The organism is Alteromonas sp. AMM-1, from assembly GCF_047290655.1.
GTDB classification, from domain to species: domain Bacteria; phylum Pseudomonadota; class Gammaproteobacteria; order Enterobacterales; family Alteromonadaceae; genus Alteromonas; species Alteromonas mangrovi.
Map to the genome: position 1 here is coordinate 48951 of NZ_JBLBUE010000003.1, position 20789 is coordinate 69739.

Annotated in this window: 17 protein-coding genes; 6 read left to right on the top strand and 11 right to left on the bottom strand. The window is 49.5% G+C overall.

The window, feature by feature from the left end:
* Positions 1-323 precede the first annotated feature (323 nt).
* Positions 324-1892 carry a glycoside hydrolase family 43 protein gene (locus tag ACLR2L_RS01255; protein WP_413365020.1) on the top strand — a complete coding sequence of 523 codons (1569 nt, stop codon included), beginning with the start codon at positions 324-326 and terminating at the stop codon, positions 1890-1892.
* Positions 1893-1960: 68 nt separating this feature from the next.
* Here the strand turns inward: ACLR2L_RS01255 and ACLR2L_RS01260 are convergent, their stop codons facing one another.
* From ACLR2L_RS01260 to ACLR2L_RS01275, 4 genes are all read right to left on the bottom strand, one after another.
* The gene (locus tag ACLR2L_RS01260) at positions 1961-2296 is read right to left on the bottom strand and encodes a hypothetical protein (protein ID WP_413365022.1); all 336 of its coding nucleotides are present in this window, start codon (positions 2294-2296) and stop codon (positions 1961-1963) included.
* A 36-nt stretch (positions 2297-2332) separates the two neighbouring features.
* The gene (locus ACLR2L_RS01265) at positions 2333-2494 is read right to left on the bottom strand and encodes a hypothetical protein (RefSeq protein WP_181405114.1); all 162 of its coding nucleotides are present in this window, start codon (positions 2492-2494) and stop codon (positions 2333-2335) included.
* Between the two features lie 280 nt (positions 2495-2774).
* Complete coding sequence (gene ppk2, locus ACLR2L_RS01270) at positions 2775-3731, bottom strand: polyphosphate kinase 2 (RefSeq protein WP_413365024.1); 957 nt, start codon at positions 3729-3731, stop codon at positions 2775-2777.
* Between the two features lie 111 nt (positions 3732-3842).
* A complete protein-coding gene (locus tag ACLR2L_RS01275) occupies positions 3843-5801 on the bottom strand; it encodes an alpha/beta hydrolase family protein (RefSeq protein ID WP_413365026.1) in 1959 nt (652 codons plus the stop codon).
* A gap of 280 nt (positions 5802-6081) precedes the next feature.
* On the opposite strand from ACLR2L_RS01275, the gene ACLR2L_RS01280 reads away from it, so the two are divergent.
* Together ACLR2L_RS01280 and ACLR2L_RS01285 are read left to right on the top strand one after the other, a co-directional pair.
* Positions 6082-7788 carry an autotransporter assembly complex protein TamA gene (locus tag ACLR2L_RS01280; RefSeq protein WP_413365029.1) on the top strand — a complete coding sequence of 569 codons (1707 nt, stop codon included), beginning with the start codon at positions 6082-6084 and terminating at the stop codon, positions 7786-7788.
* Entirely contained in the window at positions 7785-11471 is a 3687-nt protein-coding gene (locus tag ACLR2L_RS01285) for a translocation/assembly module TamB domain-containing protein (protein ID WP_413365031.1), read from the top strand. The genes ACLR2L_RS01280 and ACLR2L_RS01285 overlap by 4 nt, the downstream gene beginning before the upstream one ends.
* A gap of 11 nt (positions 11472-11482) precedes the next feature.
* On the opposite strand, the gene can is transcribed toward ACLR2L_RS01285, so the two are convergent.
* Genes can through ACLR2L_RS01300 form a run of 3 tightly spaced genes read right to left on the bottom strand, consistent with a single transcriptional unit; the run spans position 11483 to position 13186 of the window.
* Positions 11483-12070 carry a carbonate dehydratase gene (gene can, locus ACLR2L_RS01290; RefSeq protein ID WP_413365033.1) on the bottom strand — a complete coding sequence of 196 codons (588 nt, stop codon included), beginning with the start codon at positions 12068-12070 and terminating at the stop codon, positions 11483-11485.
* Between the two features lie 53 nt (positions 12071-12123).
* On the bottom strand, positions 12124-12690 hold the full coding sequence (locus ACLR2L_RS01295; protein ID WP_413365035.1) for a hypothetical protein: 567 nt from the start codon (positions 12688-12690) through the stop codon (positions 12124-12126).
* Positions 12683-13186 (bottom strand): RNA polymerase sigma factor, encoded by a 504-nt coding sequence (locus tag ACLR2L_RS01300; protein WP_140957914.1) that lies wholly within the window; start codon positions 13184-13186, stop codon positions 12683-12685. Before ACLR2L_RS01300 ends, ACLR2L_RS01295 begins: the two co-directional genes overlap by 8 nt.
* 134 nt (positions 13187-13320) lie before the next feature.
* Here ACLR2L_RS01300 and ACLR2L_RS01305 point away from each other — a divergent pair, with 134 nt between their 5' ends.
* A complete protein-coding gene (locus tag ACLR2L_RS01305) occupies positions 13321-13599 on the top strand; it encodes a hypothetical protein (RefSeq protein WP_140957915.1) in 279 nt (92 codons plus the stop codon).
* Between the two features lie 29 nt (positions 13600-13628).
* Here ACLR2L_RS01305 and ACLR2L_RS01310 read toward each other — a convergent pair whose 3' ends face one another.
* The 4 genes from ACLR2L_RS01310 to proB form a co-directional block, all read right to left on the bottom strand.
* Entirely contained in the window at positions 13629-14573 is a 945-nt protein-coding gene (locus ACLR2L_RS01310; protein ID WP_413365038.1) for a D-2-hydroxyacid dehydrogenase, read from the bottom strand.
* On the bottom strand, positions 14573-15010 hold the full coding sequence (locus tag ACLR2L_RS01315; protein ID WP_140957917.1) for an acyl-CoA thioesterase: 438 nt from the start codon (positions 15008-15010) through the stop codon (positions 14573-14575). Before ACLR2L_RS01315 ends, ACLR2L_RS01310 begins: the two co-directional genes overlap by 1 nt.
* A 78-nt stretch (positions 15011-15088) precedes the next feature.
* Positions 15089-16339 carry a glutamate-5-semialdehyde dehydrogenase gene (locus ACLR2L_RS01320; RefSeq protein ID WP_140957918.1) on the bottom strand — a complete coding sequence of 417 codons (1251 nt, stop codon included), beginning with the start codon at positions 16337-16339 and terminating at the stop codon, positions 15089-15091.
* Positions 16340-16349: 10 nt separating this feature from the next.
* A complete protein-coding gene (gene proB / locus ACLR2L_RS01325; RefSeq protein WP_413365041.1) occupies positions 16350-17450 on the bottom strand; it encodes a glutamate 5-kinase in 1101 nt (366 codons plus the stop codon).
* A 222-nt stretch (positions 17451-17672) separates the two neighbouring features.
* Between proB and ACLR2L_RS01330 the strand changes: the two genes are divergently transcribed.
* Positions 17673-20147, top strand: coding sequence for a M1 family metallopeptidase (locus tag ACLR2L_RS01330; RefSeq protein WP_413365096.1), 2475 nt, complete (start codon positions 17673-17675; stop codon positions 20145-20147).
* Positions 20137-20658: a DUF6702 family protein gene (locus tag ACLR2L_RS01335; protein WP_181405117.1), complete on the top strand. Its 522-nt coding sequence runs from the start codon at positions 20137-20139 to the stop codon at positions 20656-20658. The genes ACLR2L_RS01330 and ACLR2L_RS01335 overlap by 11 nt, the downstream gene beginning before the upstream one ends.
* The last annotated feature ends 131 nt before the right edge of the window (positions 20659-20789 follow it).

The window sequence follows — 20789 nt, forward strand, 5'->3', positions numbered from 1 at the left end:
CTGCTCACTGACAGTTCCTGGCACACATTGCCAGGCCGCGCAGTATACCTGAAAGTTTATTACAACATGTCAGTTATCCGAGGATTCACCCATAAAATCCGTCAAAAAAAGGCAAAATTACGGCTCAGTTATCAGTATTGTTTATCAGGGTATAAATCATGTTAATACGTGAGCAATTTAGTAACAATAAAACCCATTTTGATAATAGTTAGGTAAGTTAACTGCGTGTACGGTCTGACTCATGTTGTTAACCACTGATTGCCAGAACCATGCTCACAAAATTACTCATACAGTGCTTACGCCCGATAGGGTTTGTAGCGCTAATGTGTGTTACGCACACCGTTACCGCTGGTCAAACCGCTACAACGCCGTTTAACGCTGCGATAGATACGTCGTTGCCCGTAACGTATACCAACCCGGTGTTACCTGGGTTTTATTCTGATCCGAGTATTACTAAAGCCGGAGAATATTACTATTTGGTGTCGAGTACATTTGAGTATTTTCCCGGCATACCGGTGTTTCGCAGTAAAGACCTGGTTAACTGGGAACAAATTGGTCACGTTATAGACCGCCCGGAGCAATTGCCCGACGGAGTGAACATCTTCGCGGTAACGCTGCGCTACCACGACGGTACGTTTTATATCATTACCACCAACGTGGGGTATGGTTGGAATTTTATCATGAAGGCAGAAGACCCAGCCGGCCCCTGGTCTGATCCCATCTGGATAGATGTGCCGCATATCGACCCGGATTTATTCTTCGATGACGATGGCAGGGTATATGTGATCAATTCCGCCTTTACCCTGTACGAAATTGATATTAACACCGGTAAGGTGCTCAACGAGACAGGTCCGATTTGGGCTACAGAAGGCGGCCGTTATGCAGAAGGGCCGCACATTTATAAAAAAGACGGCTGGTACTACCTGATGGCGGCGGAAGGCGGCACTGAGGAAGCTCACTCGATCACAATCGCTCGCAGCCATAACATTACCGGGCCCTATTACAGTAATCCGGCTAACCCCATTGTGACTCACGTGAACCGGGCGGGTCAGCAAAATCCTATTCAGGGGCTGGGCCATGGTGACATGATTCAAACCGACGACGGCGATCACTGGATGGTATTTCATGGATACCGCAGTGTTATTGAGGGCGGTACCCATCATACACTGGGCAGGGAAACGTGCCTTGCACCCGTTAGCTGGCCCGCATTTGGTTGGCCCCAGGTAAATGGCAACGGCACCATCACACCACAAATGCGCGTGCCCACCCTGCCACTCAAGCCGCTTCCTCCGAAACCGGTGCGGACCGTCTTTGATAAACCTTTGGGACTGGAATGGAACTATGTGCAATCACCACCGCCAAACACAGTGCATATTGATACGCGCAGTAAAAAGCTGGTACTAACGGGTTCAGAATTTACCTTGGGTAGTCCGCATCAAAAGGGCGTTAGCTTTGTTGGGCGACGCTTGCAACACACGCACTTTACAGCGCGCACTGAACTGCAGTTTTCGCCAGCTTCTAACAACGAAAAGGCCGGGTTAACTTTGCTGAATAACGGCACTCACTTCGACATCATGGTGGGCGTAGACGAGGGTGTGCGTTACGCACAGGTCATGTTCCAATTTGGCGACATCAGCTACGCATCGGAGCCTGTTGCACTGGCGCCAGGAGCAGTAGTGCTAACGATAGAAGGAACGGGCAGTGAATTTCACTTCGGAATGGAACAACAGGGTAACACCACGGTTATCGACAGCGTAAGTGCGCGGTATTTAAGTTCTGAAACGATTGGTGGATTCACCGGGGTATATGTTGGCCCCTATGCTACCGGCAATGGGCGCCCCGCTAAAAGCGAAGCGCACTACAGCTGGTTTGATTACAAGCCTGTAGAATAGCCTTCGGTCAAGAAAAAAATGGGCACTGGTTATAACAACTCAGCGCCCATCTTGCTACTGGGAATGAATTAACAGTCTTTTTCTTCCATATCCAGTTTGTCTTTTGCTTTTTCGCACGTCTCTTCAATCGCTTCTGCGGTATCTTCAGCTAGTTCTTCAGCTTGGTCTGCTAAATCATCAGTCATTTCTTCAGCCTGATCTACCACGTCTTCTGCCATATCCTGGGCTTGTTCTGTGGCTTCAGCAGCCGCGTCTTTTACATCACTAAGTGCTTTAGCTGCGCTTTCCGCTACGCTATCCACTTTTTCTTCTGTTTGTTCTGCACGGTCATCGCTACAAGCTGCCAGTGTAACGGTAAACAGACCAACTAAAAGTAATGTAACGACTTGTTTTACGTGTTTCATGTGTGTTTCTCCCAAAGTGCGACGTTGTAATTTGGATTATTTGCGCGTTGAACGCCCAATAACCACTTTATAAATAAAGACCAGATAAATACCGGTAAGCAGGACCAGCTTACCCAACCCCTGCATGCTGTTCGACACGCCCAGACGCTTTATAGTCACACCTGTTACGACGGTCATAATGAGTAAAATAAACAACATTGGCATTCTCCTTGTGCTTATGCAGCCTCTACACGTTAATCAACCTAAGGATTCACCAAGGGTTCATCAAAGGTTTGCCAGGGGATTGACGGGTAACAGAGCAACATGTCACCTCTCGGATGACGGGTAGCAATACCAATGCGAAAAGCTTGCCAACATTAATTGTTTTTAATTAACAATAAGTTATACAAGTCACATACAAAACAGAGGGAAAGCCAATGTAAAGGTGTCTGCCCTTGCAGACACCTTTACACAGCGGGTAAATATGGGAATCTGATAGCTAACTTTTTTGCTGCTCAGGATGAAGTGATTTACCTAATATATGGTTGTCACGTTCGATAACCGTGGCCGCTCGGCCAACAATCAGCGGATCAGGCGCTTTGGCAATGTGTTTGTCTTTATTAGGGTAGGGTAATTGGTGCAGGAAATACTGCATACAATTGAGTCTTGCCCGCTTTTTGTCGTCCGACTTTATCACTACCCAGGGTGCGTCTGCTGTGTCGGTATAAAAGAACATCGCTTCTTTTGCTTCGGTATAGTCGTCCCATTTTTGTTGGGCAAGTTTGTCAATTGGACTGAGCTTCCACTGCTTAAGCGGGTCCGTTTCGCGGCGTTTAAAGCGGCGTGTCTGTTCTTCCTGAGTAACCGAAAACCAAAACTTGAATACCCGAATCCCGCTATTCACCAGCATGCGTTCCAACTCCGGCGTTTGACGCATAAATTCCAGATATTCATTTGGTTCGCAAAAGCCCATTACGCGTTCTACTCCCGCGCGGTTGTACCAGGAACGGTCGAATAAGACTATTTCTCCCGCGGTTGGCAGATGCTTGATGTAGCGCTGAAAATACCACTGGCCTTTCTCTTCTTCAGACGGCTTTTCCAATGCCACTACCCGCGCACCACGAGGATTCAAATGCTCCATAAACCGCTTAATTGTGCCCCCCTTACCGGCCGCGTCACGCCCTTCGAAAATCATTACAACGCGCTCGCCGGTGTCTTTTACCCATTTTTGCACTTTTAGCAGTTCAACCTGCAACTGATGCTTATGTTGCTCATAAAACTGACGGGTTACCTTGCGTTTATACGGGTATTCACCGGAGCGAAATGATTCAGCAATGTAATGTTCATCGTGGCGCAGTTCACCAATATTTTGATGAACAACCGACACACTGGCCGAGCCTGTAAAGGTGGTCTGAGACTGAGGTTTTGCAGTGGATGCGGTTTGGTTGTCTGTCACGGTAAGATCTCCTGTTGATGATCTTAGTGTACGCCCAAACCGGTGGGACCTGTGGTGTTAATGCCGCCTGCGCTGATCCAGATCAACGTCAGGCGGCATCGGCATCGGCATTTATTGCAGATACTTGCTCAGGAATTTATCCATCGCTTCGAAGGTTTTCATTCGATTTGACTGAATAGACAAGTGGTGATTACCCAAGGGGAGCTCCACGTATTCAAATACCTTGTCGTGATCTTCCAGTTCTTCAGCCATATTGCGGCTTTGCTCCACATGCACCACGCGGTCTTCTTCGCCGTGGATCAGCAGAATAGGCGTTTTGATGTTTTCTACAAAGTTGATTGGCGAGCGGCGTTCACGATCGTCGCTGTCCTCACCAATTTGTTTTTTAACAAACTCTTTGTTTACAAACGCACGGGCGCGAAATACCAGTCTGTCCAGATCGCTCACCCCGGCAAAACTAATGGCGCAGGTATACATTTCAGGGCTTTTTACCGTGGCAGCAAGGGCAGCAAAGCCTCCATAACTGGCGCCGACAATACAGACTTTGGATTTGTCGGTATAACCCTGGTCAATCATCCACTGGGTGGCATCGGCGATGTCGTCCTGCATTGCCATACCCCAGCTTTGCATTTGTGCTTCACTGAATGAGTAACCATAGCCGGTTGACCCTCGGAAGTTCGGGCGCATCACGGCGTAACCACGGCTGCTGAAATACGCCGTCCAGTAATCGAAGCCTGAATAATCACGACCGCCAGGACCACCGTGCGGAAAAATTACTGTTGGGTAAGGCGCTTTGCCGTGCTTGGGTAAGGTTAAATAGCCTTCGATAGTGGATTTATCACGGGTTGTGATATCGACACGCGTGTGGTTATTCAGTGACTCCGGCACTATGTCGGGGTATTGATCAAACAGAAAATTCAGCGTGCCCTCGCGCTGATTGCCAACGTAATAGCGGCCCGGTTGCGTATCGCTTTCTGAATACAGCAAATACACATCTTCGTTTTGGCTGAATGTTACCAGATAGTTATTGCGCTCTTTAATCAGATCATCGAGACCCTCTTGCAACGCCTGGTAACGCGGCTCCCAGTAATAACGGCCACCTTTGGCATTGGCATGGCGAATACCAATGGCATCCTTGGTTACCGGCGAATAAATCAGGCTGCCGTCCACGTCATATTCGTCATCCGAATACACCAGGGTTTCTTCACGGGTAGTGAGATCCAACTTATACAGGGCACGATAATCACCCAGATATTTTTTGAAGTACAAAATGTTTGGATCGGCGGCAAATCCTGCAATGTGAATCGGTTTATCGGTAGACACATTATAGGCAAACAGTCTTTCGTATTTGTCGTCTTCATTGAGCAAAAGAATTTCGCGATCACCAGTTTCATAATTCAGTGTTATTCCCACGCGCAAATTGCCCTGCCGGTCGGTAACCCAATCGCGGATCCGCTTTTTGCCTTTTTCCAGACGGCTGATCTTTTGATCTTTAATGTTTACCTTAAACACGGAGGGTTCTTGCGGACGTGCAATGTCGATCGCCATCAGGATGTGATCAGGATCATCAGGCAACATATCAATGATTTCGTCCTGGAACTGCGGAGAGTGTTTGGAGTTTTCCTGATAGCGTTTGATGTGACGCCAGTCAATGACTTGCTCGGGCTCGCCGCCCTGCTCATTATATTTCATAACGTACAGACGGGTTTTGAAATACTTGGTACCAGCATCAGAGATTTCGTACTTGGCACTAACCAACAGATCTTCATCGTTGGCCCAGCGATACCAGTTAATTTTGACCTTCTTGTTGTCGGCCCGAAGCAGGTAATACACCTTGCCCGTTTCCATATCCAGCGTCATGAGAGCAGCTAAATCCTCACTCTGAGAATTGCGTTCCATGGCTAAGCGGTTGCCGCCTGGCGATAGCGCAACAGAGTAAAACTGGGGCAATCGGCTAAATGCCTCAATTGGCGTTATTTTTGCTTCTTCATTTGCATTGGCAACCGAGACCGGGATGGCAGTGAGTATGCAAAAGCAAAGCATAACCACGCCTTGTGTAAAGCGCTTCATGGCAACATTCCTTGTATTTATAGGATTTTATAGTGAGTAATATAAATAATCCCGACAACCGAGGCAAACAAATCAGTCTGAACCAGCCGGGTAGTTATTACACACAGTGTCGTAAATCCGCCACGTTTCAACGAAAAAACTGTAGCAATGTCACGGTAAGGGGTAAACTGCCCAACGGGTTTGTCGACTTTTACACAAGCCTTTTTTCCCTATCCCTGTGTAAGGAACCACACGTTTTCACATGTCGCTTCGCACGTTAGTCTTTGTCCTAGGTTTTATCTTGTTTGCTGCCTCAGTGCCAGTTGCCCTGGCAGCCACCACCCTGAGTTACGAATTACGTGGGGTAGAGCAAAGTGCGTTAAAGAAAAACATTGGTTTATATCTGGCAAATATCTCTTTTAACGGCGCAATTCCCGACGAAGCCACACAAGAGCGAATTATTAAAACGGTAAATACCGCCGTGCAGCCCTTTGGTTACTACAATGCCGAAGTAACGCTGCAAATTGAAAAAGAAGACGTGATCATTCAGGTGGCTCTGGGAGAACCACTGATTGTGGCCAATATTACCCGGGAAATCATTGGTGAAGGTCGGGATGACCCGGCTTTCCGCGAGAAATTCAACGCGCTGGCGATTAAAAAGGGCGATGTACTGCACCAGCCCACCTACGAACAATTTAAATCAGCCATGTTCAATTATGCGCTGTCGCATGGTTATTTTGATTTTTACTGGCAAGCCACCCGTCTCGACCTGGTTAGGGAAGAAAATGAAGCGAACGTACTTTTGATTGCCCAGAGTGGTCGTCAGTACAAATTTGGCGAAGTAAGACTGGTTGGCGACAACCGGGCCAAGGCCATCATTGGCCGCTTGCAACCGTTCCAACAGGGCGATGCATACAGTGCCACCAAACTCACCACGTTTAACCGGCGATTAAATGAAACCGGTTATTTTCAGCGTGCGATTGCCCGCCCGTTAGTGAGCCAGGCAGAAGGTGCGAATGTGCCGATTGAAATTACTCTGACCCACCTTCCACGGGATATCTTTAACGTAGGTGGCGGCGGCAGTTCAGATACCGGCCCCCGGATCAGAGGCCGCTGGGAGCGTCCCTGGGTTAACTCGCGGGGACACTCGATTACCGGTGAAGTGTATTTATCGAAACCGGAACAAGCCGCGAGCCTGGATTACCGTATTCCGCTGGAAGACGTGAATAACGATTACGCCAGTATCAAAACCAGTTACGAATTCGAAGACAACACCACCAGCGATACGAAAAGTGAAAAGCTCAGTATATCCGGACACCGTTTCTGGAAAGAGCAGGATTCCCCCTGGCAGCGCAGTGTGTCACTTACCTACGACAGAGAAATGTTTACCCAGGGGATCAGTGAACCGCAAACCGTCAATCTGTTGATGCCCGGCTACTCCATTGGCTACAGCGAGTCCGACAACGTGTTGTCTATTAATCAGGGCAAGTATTTTGTGATTGCCATGCAGGGCGCGCATGAAAACGCCGGAAGCGATATCTCGCTGTTGAAAGTAACGGCTAAAGCCAAATACATAGCGACGTTTAACAACACACATCGCATTTTCCTGCGGGCGGAAGCGGGCGCAATCGAAACCGAAGAGTTTGATCGCGTGCCATCCAGTTTGCGTTTTTTCACCGGTGGCGACCAAAGTATCCGGGGATTTAGTTATCAGGAGATCGCACCTTCCGTACTGGACGACGAAGGCGAACGGGTATTAACCGGTGGTAAATACCTGGCTACTGGCAGCGCAGAATACGCCTATCCCGTTACCGATAATTGGCGGGCAGCCGTGTTTGCCGACATTGGTACTGCCACCAACGATTTCTCTGATCCACTGGCTACCGGTTATGGCATAGGTGCGCATTGGTTAACGCTCATCGGCCCGGTGCGTTTTTATATTGCCCGCGGACACAACGAGTTCGAAAACAGCTGGCGTTTTCACTTCACGCTAGGGCCGGAATTATGAGCATTAATCGTCTGGCAAAAGTGTTTTTGTATGTTGTGGTGAGTATTGTCACCCTGGTAGGCGTTTGTGTATCGCCGCTGGGGATGCCACTGGTGCAATACGCGGTTAACCACAGCGTACCCGGTTTGTCGGTGTCCTCCTTATCGGGCAGCGTATGGTCAAAAATCATCATTGAAAACCTCGCCTGGCATAATGAACAGTGGCAAGTGCAAGTTCCGCGTATTGAAGTAGAACACGACTGGACGTGTTTACTGAATTCCACCACCTGCATTCGCGCGTTAACGATTAATCAGCCGGCCATTGAGCAACTGGCTGAAGCGCCGGCAACAACGTCTGCCGATGAACCCGTAGGTGAAATTGAGCTGCCTGTATCCATACTGCTTGATCAGCTAACGATGACGGATATCAATGTGTCTGCGTTTGCGGGTTCAGTATCGGTTGAACGTATTAGCACCAAAGCGCAATGGGTTAGCAACCTCGAAGTGGCGCATTTTCACACCGATAACATCACGGTTAGGCTGCCTGCATCCGAGGTAAACGCAGCACCGGCAACGCCGTCTGCGTCATTCAACTACGAACCGCCTGTACTACCGGCGATAACGATGCCGCTGCTGGTTAACCTGTCTGATATTGCCATCAATAATCTTGCGGTATATCAAGGCGAATCTTTGCTTACTCAGTTAACGCTTACACTGGATAAAGCCGCGTTAAAAAAACGCCAGTTCGAATGGCAGCAATTCAGCGTTAACGCTCCCCAGGGGCAAGCGCGCTCCTCCGGGCAAATTGCCTTTACCGGAAGTTACCCACTTACTCTTACCGCAGAGGGTAGCTCAGCACTGGCAGATTTCCCACAAAGCGCCAGCGTTGCGGTTAATGGTGATATGAGTAACCTGCAACTGGCCGTTGCGGCCACCGGAACGGTATCGGCCAATGCACAATTACAAACAAACTTGCTGGATAGCGAATTACCGCTGGCCTTACAACTCACCTGGCCAGAGCAGTCTTTGCAGCCCATTCAGGATATGCAACTGGCGGCAGGCGCGTTATCGGTTAGCGGCAGAATGGGCCAATACGCACTGGCGGGCAATACGGCGGTATCGGGTAAAGATATTCCCGCAACTAAAGTCGATATCCAGGCCGTATTAGGCGACCGCTCGCTGGTAATCAGTGCACTGAACGCAGATTTATTAAAGGGCACCATTACTAACAGTGGGGTGCTTTACTTTGGTGATGTACTCAGTTGGGAAGGTCTCACCCGAATTCAGTCACTTGAGCTAAACAGTTTGCACCCGCAAGCGCCCAGTATGCTGGACGGAATTCTGAAAACCCAGATTAGCATGACGAATCGCGGACCCAATGTGCTGGTATCGGATATTCAGCTGTCGGGTGTGCAATACGAACGCGAGTTTCAGCTTGAGGGCGATGCAGTATATTCTGCAAACAGTGATATTGTGGTTGGCAATCTCACCGCGCAACTGGCAGACAACGAAGTATCGGCCATCGGCCAGGTGTTCAAACAGCAGTATATCGATGCACTGGTAACACTGAATTTACCTCATCTGAGCTACCTCTACCCGGAAGTAAAAGGCGGTATACAGGGCTCGGTGAATATTGAAGGTATCTGGGACAATCCCACCATTCAGTCTGCGCTGACACTGCAGGATGTTGCATTAAGCCCAACCCTGAGTGAAGCCATAGCAAAACAAGGGCCGTTGAATGGCTCGATAGACATTGCTGGCAGTCTGGCAGAACACACCTTGTCGTCTTCTTTGCAGCTCCCCGATTACAACAGCGAGTTAAACCTCACTGGCGCCTGGCAGAAGGGTATCTGGCGCGGCCGTTTAAGCGACACGAAATTGGCTGTAGTAAACACCCGCTGGGAACTAAACTCAGACGTAGAACTGATGTTCGCACAATCACCGCTGCAATTTGAGATTTCCGCACATTGCTGGGAATCGCGTGAACACGGTGAACTCTGCATAAACGCAGCAAATTACAACCCGAAGCAAGTGTTGTGGGATGTCAGTGCCACCAACCTGCCGTTGGGCTTATGGGCGTATGAATTAGCACCTGACATCCTATTTGAACGAAACGATGCCACACTCTCGTTTTCCAGTCAGGGCAAGCTTGATGTGAAATCGCAAAAGGCTCAGGCCAAAATTACCGCTGACATTTCTTCAGAAGACTGGCGATTAGGGCCCAAAGGCGAAGTGCTGATCGCCGTTGATACGTTTGCTTTAAACGGCAACTGGGCCAACGACCAGCTCATTTTCGATGCCGACGTTAACAGCCCACAGGTCGGCGAAATCGCCGCAAACCTGACACTGTTGCCGCTGGCACAAACCCCCGGCATTGCCGGTACCGTAAATATCAATCACTGGAAACTGGCGCCATTTAAGTCTCTGCTGCCCAACATGAATGCACTGGACGGTGAGATCGATGGTGCTTTGGTATTAAACGGCGCACTTGCCCTACCGGAAATAAACGGCGAGTTAAGTATTCGCGATGGTCATATCGACAGTGACGACCTGCCGGTAAAAGTGAGTCAGTGGCAGCAAACCATTACCTTAAACGGTGATAATGCTACGTTTAATGGCCAGTACATGCTTGGCGACGGGGCTGGCACATTAACAGGTGACGTGAGCTGGCGCGATGTACCTGAAGTTAACTTTACGGTTGCAGGTGACGCGTTTACCGTGCAGTACGACGACAGCAAAGTAAAAGTATCACCCGATTTAACCGCGTACATCACACCGCAGAAAATCGAGATCAAGGGGTCGGTTGATGTGCCTTATGCCAGAATTAAAGTAAACGAGCTTCCAGCCAGTGCTATTGCGCCGTCAAAAGACGTACACCTGCGAGGTGAACCGCCGAGTGACGCCCTTATCGATCAAATTCACGCCAATGTTATGGTGACTATTGACGATGCAAAAACCCAGGAAGTCAAACTGGACGCGTTTGGCCTTACCGCGTCTTTAAGCGGCGGTATTCGGGTGCAAACACAACCTGCGTTAACCGGCTTTGGCGATCTGCAGATACTCAATGGCCGGTATCAGGCATACGGCCAAAACCTGCTCATTCGCACCGGCGAAGTACAATTTAACGGCCCAATTGATGAACCCATGTTGCTAGTGGAAGCCATTCGCGATCCAGATCTTACCGCCGACGACGTGGTAGCAGGGGTGCGAATAGAGGGTCCAGCCACGCAGCCTAGTGTGAATCTGTTCTCTGAACCCGCAATGGATCAGGCGCAAAACCTGGCCTACTTACTGAGCGGTAGCGGTAGTCTTGGTGGCAGCAATAGCGAAATGGACCAAAATGCTTACGCCAGCCTGTTGATAGGTTTTGGCTTATCCAGCTCGGAAGGCTTAACCAGCAGCGTAGGGGACGCCCTTGGGATTGAAGATTTCACGGTATCCACCACTGGACAGGGAGACAACACCAAACTGGCTATTTCGGGCAAAATAGCACGCAACTTAACCGTGCGATATGGCGTGGGTATGTTTTCTAATGAAGACAGCGGCGGTCAGGAAGTGGCGCTGCGCTATCAAATCATGAACAACCTGTATATTGAAGTAGTGCGCAGCCTGCACACAGCCGTGGATCTGTATTATCAGTTCACGCTTGGCAAGCGCGGCAAAGAAGATCAAAACAACCCTACCGCACCAGCACCAGCACAGTAACTGTTCCGGGCTTAGTATTTATCAGACAAATCGGTAATACGGCCATTTTTCAGGCTGTAAATCCAGCTATGGATCGACAAATCCTGATTGCGGGCCAGCGCATCCTTAACGATAGTGGTTTTGCGCACGTTACTGGTTTGTGTAAGCACGTTAAGCTCACATAATTTGGCTGAGCGTTCATTCTCTGGCAGCGCCTGGATATCGTTGTAGTGCAATTGATAAATATCGCGAATATGCCCCAGCCAGTTATCAATTAAACCGAATTGCTGGTCACTCATAGCCGCTTCAACACCACCACAGCCGTAGTGTCCACACACGATAATATGCTTCACTTTCAGTACGTCCACCGCATACTGCAACACCGACAGGCAATTAAAATCGGTATGGATCACCATGTTTGCTACGTTGCGGTGCACAAAGATATCACCTGGCAACAGGTCAACTATCTGATTGGCCGGCACCCGGCTATCAGAACAGCCAATCCACAGGTATTGCGGCGCCTGCTGTTTGGATAATGTTTCAAAAAACGTAGGATCGGCATTATGGGTTCGCGCCGCCCAGTGTTTGTTATTTTCGAGCAAATGTTTAATCGAGGTCATGAAACACTACCAACATATTGAATTGGCGGTGATTATACGCTTAAAAACCTGAGTTAGGTATCTAATACCGCCAACTGCTGATACTCGAGTTTAAACCGGGCAGCGCGCTTGTGTGCCCACACTGCCATAGCGGTTAATCCAATTCCCACTAATGCCAGAACCCATGCACTGCGGCGCAGATTGTCGAGGGTATAGTCTTCATAAGCCGCCATCAGGCCCAATATTGCCACTAATGCGACACCAGACAGCCAACAGGAATGAAACGTCAGGCGAGCAATTTTATGATTATTCAGCAGCTGTTTCTTAAGCGTGCCTAAATAGTGAGAAGTATCTTCAAAACGGGCTAACGCCGCATGACGGCGCAGCCAGGCAATGTAGGTGTAAAACAAAAAGGTGATCACCAGTAATGCCACCAGGCATCCAGCCAGCAATGATGATAACGCGTCCCAGGTAACCATCATTACCCATAGTGCAGGCACAAACCCCAGTAAATCAACAAACAGATATATGCGCTGAGCGCGCTGCTGGCGTTTCAGTCGTTTCGCTAAATCCAGCATGTCAATATGACTGGTAGGCTGCTGTTGCCATAGCGCCGTTAAATCCGGTGTTGCGTCAGGCATGTTGTAGCTCCTGTTGTAACTGTGTTTTTGCGCGCTGCAATAACACGCCTACGTGATTTTTGGTAATACCACATATCTCGGCAATCTCTATGTAGCTCAGACCTTCCAGTGTGAGTGTGAGTACTTGTCGCATCGCAACCGGTAAGGCTCGCACCGCTACCAATAATTGCTGAATATCGGCTTGTTGCTCTGCCACTTCGTGTGGCTGCATATTGGCCTGTCCGGGCGCAAACTCCCAGTCGTCATTGTCGTGTCCGGATACTTCTTGTTTCTTTACTTCTTTGCACACGTGCGTTACCGCCCGGTTATGCGCAATCTTCAAAATATAGGTTTTTAAAGACGCCTCGCCGTTAAACCGGGCCAGCCCCTGCCACACTGCCAGTGCAATCTCCTGCAGCAACTCCTGTTGCAGGGCATCGTTCGCTTCATAGCTCGACGCCACGCGACTAAGCAATGCCTGATGCTGGTTGAGGATATCCTTAAAATCCGCTTGCACTCACTGTCCTGATTTATCGTTGTTTAATGAAGTTATTACAGGTAGTCAGGTATTTATAAAAAAAATTACACATCGACTGTAATTTTTTTCCGCGCTCGCTGACTAGAGTAATATCCACTATACAGGAGCCCGCTATGACTACTTTGAACATTGTTACATTAATTTCGGCTGTACTGGTACTGAGCCTGGTTTGTCATTATTTAGATGCCAAATACCGCTGGCAATTAAGTGCCTGGTTTTGCGGTGAGAGCGTAAATCCGTTTGCCCAGGGTACGCATACCGTCGCAGAAAAGTCTGACCCCAAAGATGAAGAAATTGCAGCCCTTAAAGCGCGCATAGCAACACTGGAGGCCATTGTGACTGAACCGGCTTACGCACTAAACGAAGAGCTTAAAAAACTCAGTCGCCAATAATTACCATGCGGTCAATCCGGTGTACCTGGCTAAACGCCCTGTAAAAAGGCCGCCAGACTGCCTGCCGCCAGTGAAATTAAACGCTGGCGGGCTTCTTTAGCGGCCCAGGCATTGTGGGGCGTAATGAGTAAATTAGGTAGCCGAGCGGTTAGCAGTGGATGATCTGCTGGTGGAGGTTCACTGCTCAGTGTGTCTAACGCTGCGCCGCCAATGTGTTTATTCAGGAGCGCATCGAGCAAAGCGTGTTCATCAATCAGGCCACCTCGTGCTGTATTGATCAGCAATGCGCCTGGTTTCATTAGCGCAAAGCGCTGTGCATTCATCAATTCAGCCGTATCCGGACTCAGCTGACAATGCAAACTTACCACATCGGCACTGGGTAATAGCGTATCTAACGGCTCTCGACCTGACGAGCCACTGTCTGTGTATTGCGTGCCGGGTCTCGCCGCCACAGATACCCGCATGCCAAAGGCTTTGGCAAGTTCAGCTACGCGCTGCCCCAAGGTGCCATATCCCACAATAACCAAATGCTTGTTTGCCAGTTCGATAACCGGATTGTCGAGCAGGCAAAAAAACGGCGATGCTGACCACTCGCCCTGTTGCACCTGATGCATGGTAGGGATCGCCGATGTTGCCAGATTCAACATCAGCATAAGCGTGTGCTGAGCTACAGAATCCGTGCCGTAACCCGCCACGTTATTCACGGTAATACCGCGTGTTTTGCAGTATTCCAAATCCACGTTATTCATGCCGGTAGCCAGCACACCGATATACCGGCAACGCGGTGCTTGCCGCAGTATATCTGCACTGAGCACGACTTTGTTAACCAGGATCACGTCGGCATTGGCAATGCGCGGTACAACGGTATCAGCAGTCGTTACCGGATGGCAGGTTAACGAAATAGGCAATGCACGTAAGGCAGACAAATCAGCGTCCTGCCCCAGTGAATCACCGTCCAGAATGACTGCGTGCATCAAAGCGCTTCAATGATTCGTTCTAATGCACTTTTGGTGCGTGGCGGAATTTGCACAACGCGGTTGGTTGCGCGATCAACAAATACCTGCACAAACTGACCGTGCGCCACGCGCCGATGGTTGGTGCCAGCGTAAATTGACACACCGTAGGTTACCGAGCTACGGCCAATTTTGGCTACCCGCACCCCCACTTCCACATCTTCCGGATAGGAAATAGTGGAAATGAACTGGCACTGTGAACTCACCACATGGGCAATTACCGGGCTGTGCCTGAAATCCATACCTGCTTCATCGGCCAAAAACCGATTTACTGCGGTGTCGAAAAAGCTGTAAAACACCACGTTGTTTACGTTGCCATAGACATCATTGTCCTGCCAGCGCGTGGGCAGAGTTACTGCATAGGGATAATCACTCAGCGAAGGGGTTATATCCGTCATGTTTATTCTCATCCTTCAATGATGGTTTCAGCGTACCGCGTTGCTCGCGGCGTCGCTACGGGCAAAGTACGTTGATTATTATTTTCGGGTGTGTCCGTTACCCATTACCACAAATTTTTCCGTTGTGAGGGATTGTGCGCCCATGGGTCCGTAAGCGTGCAGTTTGCTGGTGGAAATACCGATTTCTGCACCTAATCCCAATTCACCGCCATCAGAGAATCGCGAAGAGGCATTCACCATGACTACCGCCGAGTTGATGTCGCGAATAAATGCGTTGGCCGTTGCGTAGTGCTGCGTGGCAATCACTTCGGTATGACCCGAACCATACTGAACAATGTGCTCAACCGCATCTTCATAGCTATCTACTACCCTTACCGCAATTTCCATTGCCAGGTATTCAGCATGCCAATCAGCATTGGTGGCGCCCACCGCGCCATGAAAATGCCTGATCGACGTCTCACAGGCGTGGATCACGGTATTGTGAGTTTTCAACATGGCGGCCGCACGGGGTAAAAACACATCAGCAATCGATTTGTGTACCAAACAGGTTTCCAGCGCGTTACATACACCGGTGCGCTGGGTTTTACCGTTTTCCAACAGCGCCAGGGCCTGCTCGATGTCGGCGTGCTGGTCGACATATAAGTGACAGACACCTTTGTAATGCTGAATAACCGGGATCTGGCTGCGTTCACTCACATACTGAATCAGCCCTTCGCCGCCACGGGGAATAATCAGGTCCACGTCGTCTTTCAAGGTCATCAGGGTATTCATGATAGCCCGGTCAGGATCGGGGACAACAGTTACGGCGGCAGCATCGATATGATGCTTGCGCAGCACATGGTGTAAGCAGGCTGCCAGGGCCAGATTAGAGTGCAACGCTTCTTTGCCGCCGCGCAGAATAACCGCATTGCCAGCCTTAAAACACAGCGCAGCCGCATCCACTGTTACATTCGGGCGCGATTCATAAATCATCGCAATAACACCCAGCGGAATGCGCATTTTGCCAACCTGTATGCCGCTTGGCATGGTTTTCATCTGGCTGATTTCACCTACCGGATCATCCTGATCAGCAATTGACGCCACCGCGTTGGCAATGGCCATAACCCGCTCTTCGGTAAGCGTTAACCTGTCTACCATAGCGGCATCCAGATGCACGGACTTTGCGTGCTCAAGATCCAACTGGTTAGCCGACAAAATATTGCGGGTTTGTTGTATCAGGTAATGACTGATGTCGTGCAGCACTTCGCGCTTTTGCTCCGGGCTAAGACGGGCTACCTGACGGGCGGCCTTTTTTGCCTCTTTGGCTGCTTGTCGAATCGAAAAGCTCATCGCGTGCTCCTTATTTCAATAACACCAAATCGTCACGGTGAACGACAACTTCGCCGTTATCGTACCCCAGAATGTCGCGGATACGCTGACTTTTCTCACCTTTGATTTTCTTGAGTTCCTGTGCGCTGTAAAGCGCCAGGCCTTTGGCCAGGGATTTGTCCTGGCTCACAATTTCAATGGCATCACCGGTTTCGAAGTTACCACTCACTTCGGTTATACCTGAAGGCAGTAAAGACGCACCTTTTGAAACCAAGGCTTTCTCAGCACCAGGGTCGACGTAAATTTTACCACGGGTTTTCAGCGTGTGTTCCAGCCACAGTCGGCGGGCAGTTTTTTGCGACTGCTGGGCTTTAAACAGCGTACCGGGAATGTTGCCATCCTGCAGTTCATCAAACACGTGGCCATTGCGCCCATTTACAATCAGGGTTTGAATGCCGCTGCGCGTGCATTTATCGGCGGCTTCAATTTTGGTACGCATGCCGCCGGTACCCACCGATGAGCCAGCCCCGCCAGCAATACTGTAAATATGCGGCGTTATTTCATCCACAACCGGGATCAATTTGGCCGTGGCGTCTTTGCGCGGATCGGCCGTATACAGGCCGTCGATATCCGAGCAAATAATTAACGTGTCGGCACCCGACACTAACGCCGTATAGGCCGCCAGGTTGTCGTTATCACCGACTTTCAGTTCGTTCACTGCTACCGTATCGTTTTCATTCACCACGGGTAATGCCTGGTGGTTTAACAGCTCACGCATGGTATTTTTAATATTTACGTAGCGTGTACGGTCGTGCAGGTCGTCATAGGTTAATAATACCTGAGCACAGGGAAAATCGAAAAACCGCTGCCAGTTGGCCATCATGTACATCTGACCGATGGCAGCCATGGCCTGCTTCTCAGAAATAGAAGCCGGATGCTGAATAGGCACTTTAGCCCGCCCCGCAGCCACACTGCCGGATGACACTAAAATAACCTCTTTGCCTGCCTCTCGGGCAGACGTAATAAAACGCGCAATTGGAAGAATATAGCGGCCACTGCATTGCTGGCCATCGGGCGCGATCAGCGCACTGCCAATTTTGATTACGGCACGCTGCCAGGTAAACCCACTCATTAGCATGAAGACAAAGAAAGTAACGGGGTTTCAAGAATATTACAAAGCGCCCACAAAACAAACAAAAAACCGCATCACAACAGCATGTATGGCTGGCTTTGCGTTAAGGCTGTTGCAATTTACGGCAAACGGCTGGCATTTGTGAATACATTAGAATTACACTACTTGTTTATCATAATAAATAAGCGTCATAACGACTAAGGATCATACATGAGCAATCGTATGCCCAAGTTGATCTGGTTAATGCCGGTGCTGTCTATGCTGACTTGCTCAGTAACTGCGAACGCTGCCATTAAACAGACGAAAGGGGATTTCGAAGATAAATTCCGTCAACTTGATGAAGTGCTTCCCACACCAAACGTGTACCGCAACGCGGCAGGTGAGCCAGGCCATCAGTACTGGCAGCAAAAAGTGGATTACGACATCGACGTAACCCTGGACGAAGCCAAACGTCGTATCGACGCGTCTGAATCTATTACTTACCAGAACAACTCACCGGATACCCTGAAATATTTATGGGTACAGCTGGATCAAAACAAATTCCGTCCCGACTCAATGTCAGCGCTAAGCGAAAACTTTGGCGGAATCGGTAACCGCGGCCCGGCAACATCCGCCCCCAGCGACAGCTCACCGGCTAAACTTTCCATGGAAGCCATTCGCCGTCAGCAGTTTGTAGACGATAACGAGCTGGGCTATCAAATTAAGAAAGTCACCGACGGTAGTGGCAAAGCACTGCATTATGTGATTGTTGGCACCTTGATGCGGGTTGATCTTGCAGCACCATTGAAGCCGGGCAAGAAAACCGACGTAAAAATTGATTTTGGTTTTAACATTGTTGAAGAAGATGCCGTATCTGCCCGTGCAGGTTACGAGCATTTCCCGGATGACAAGCGCGAAGGCGGCAACGACATTTTCCTGTTGGCTCAATGGTTCCCGCGTTTGGCCGCTTACACAGACTACGAAGCCTGGACCAATAAAGAGTTCCTGGGTCGAGGTGAGTTTACCCTTGAATTTGGTAATTACGACGTAGAAATTACCGTACCAGCCGACCACATTGTGTCGTCAACCGGTGTACTGAAAAACCCGAAGTCGGTGTTAACCAGTGAGCAACGCGATCGACTTGAGCAAGCTAAAAATGCCGAGCGTACCGTTTTCATCGTAACCGAAGAAGAAGCGCTGGAAAACGAAAAAGAAGGCACAGACAAAACCAAAACCTGGCATTTTGAAGCAGAAAACGTGCGTGACTTCGCATGGGCTTCTTCACGTAAGTTTATGTGGGATGCACGCGGTTATCACCAGGGTGGTAAAGACCAACCTCTAGTGATGGCGATGTCTTTCTACCCGAAAGAAGGTGGCGATCTGTGGAAGAAGTACTCAACCGAGTCGATCATTCACACCATGGAGGTGTATTCGCGTTTCTCGTTTGATTACCCTTATCCGGTTGCACAATCGGTTAACGGTCCGGTAGGCGGCATGGAATATCCCATGATCACCTTTAACGGCCCGCGTACCGAACTGCGCGATGACGGTTCACGCACTTATTCACTGGCTGAAAAACGCTTCCTGATTGGCGTTGTTATTCACGAAGTGGGGCATATTTACTTCCCAATGACAGTGAACTCTGATGAACGTCAGTGGACCTGGATGGACGAAGGTCTGAACAGCTTCCTCGATGGCGTTGCAGGCCGCGAATGGGATCCGGATATTCCATGGGGTGTTGAACCCCGTGACGTAGTGGATTACATGAAGTCCGACACACAAGTGCCTATTATGACCCAGTCTGACTCTGTTTTGCGCTTAGGTCCAAATGCGTACACCAAGCCAGCGGTAGCACTTAACATTCTGCGCGAAACCATTCTTGGCCGCGAATTATTCGACTTCGCGTTTAAAGAATACGCGCAGCGCTGGAAGTTCAAACGCCCCACACCAGCTGACTTTTTCCGCACTATGGAAGAAGCCTCAGGCGTTGATTTAGACTGGTTCTGGCGCGGTTGGTTCTACACTACCGATCACGTGGATATCTCCTTAGACAAGGTTTACAAACTGCGTTTGGACACTCAGGATCCAGATATTGATTTTGCGCGTGAGCGCCAGGTTGAGCAAGACAAGCCTAAGTCACTGACTGACGAGCGCAACGCTGCTGAAGGCAAGAAATTGTGGGTAGACCGTTATTCCGACATTACCGACTTCTACGATGAAAATGACCAGTTCACGGTAACCAACAAAGAGCGCAACAGCTACAAGAGCTGGTTAGACAAACTGGAACCCTGGGAGCGTAAGGCCTTTGAACGCGCGGTTAAAGAAGACAAAAATTACTATGTAATGGAGTTTTCTAATCTGGGTGGTCTGGTTATGCCTATCATCCTGGAGATGACTTATGCCGACGGCACTACCGAACAGTTGCGTATTCCAGCTGAAATCTGGCGTCGTACCCCTAAAGCGGTGAGCAAACTGGTGGTAACCGACAAAGACAAAGAACTGGTAAGCGTAACCGTTGATCCACGCTGGGAAACTGCCGACGTTGATGTGGAAAACAACCACTATCCACGCCGCATTATTCCTTCGCGTATTGAAGCGTATAAGTCTAAACCAAGTTCAGCGAAGGTTCGCCGTGACATCATGCATGACATCAAAACCGAACTGAAGACCGACAAGAAAGACGGTGAAGACGAGAAGAAGGAAGGCGATGACAACTAAGCTGTCGCGCATTTCTGACGTGGTTAAGGCAGGGCTTTATGCCCTGCTGTTATGTGTTTCAAGTTCACAAGCCATAGCGCATCAGCAAAAGGCCGCGATCACCACTGTGTTGTTCAACCCGCGCACAGAAAATATTGAGGTGATGCATCGCTTTAATTTGCACGATGCCGAACACGCCGTAAAAATGCTGTTTAAAAAAACCGCCGACATACTGGATGACCCGGCCACGCAGGCCGAGTTTGCCAACTATGCTGCAGAACGCTTTATGCTGTTAAATGCCGCAGGCGAACCGCTTAAGCTGTCTTTGATTGGGTTTGAAACAGAAGGTAAATACTTTTGGGTTTATCAGGAAACCGATCAGCCACCTGTTCTGAAGGGGCTGAGAGTGCGTCATGACGCACTGCGTGATATCTGGCCAAGCCAGGTAAATACGCTGAATGTGGAAGGCAATGGCGATCTGAAAACCTTAACCTTTACCGACAATGTGGCGTTACTGGAAGTGCACTTTTAAAGCCACGCACGTCAACACTTAGAGAGTTGTTGTGTAGCGGTCTTCCGCTACACAAACCTGCTTATTTCGCCTCACCATTACCTGTTCAGACCATTGTCGCAATTGACCCCGTGCCCCTGAGTACGTCATTA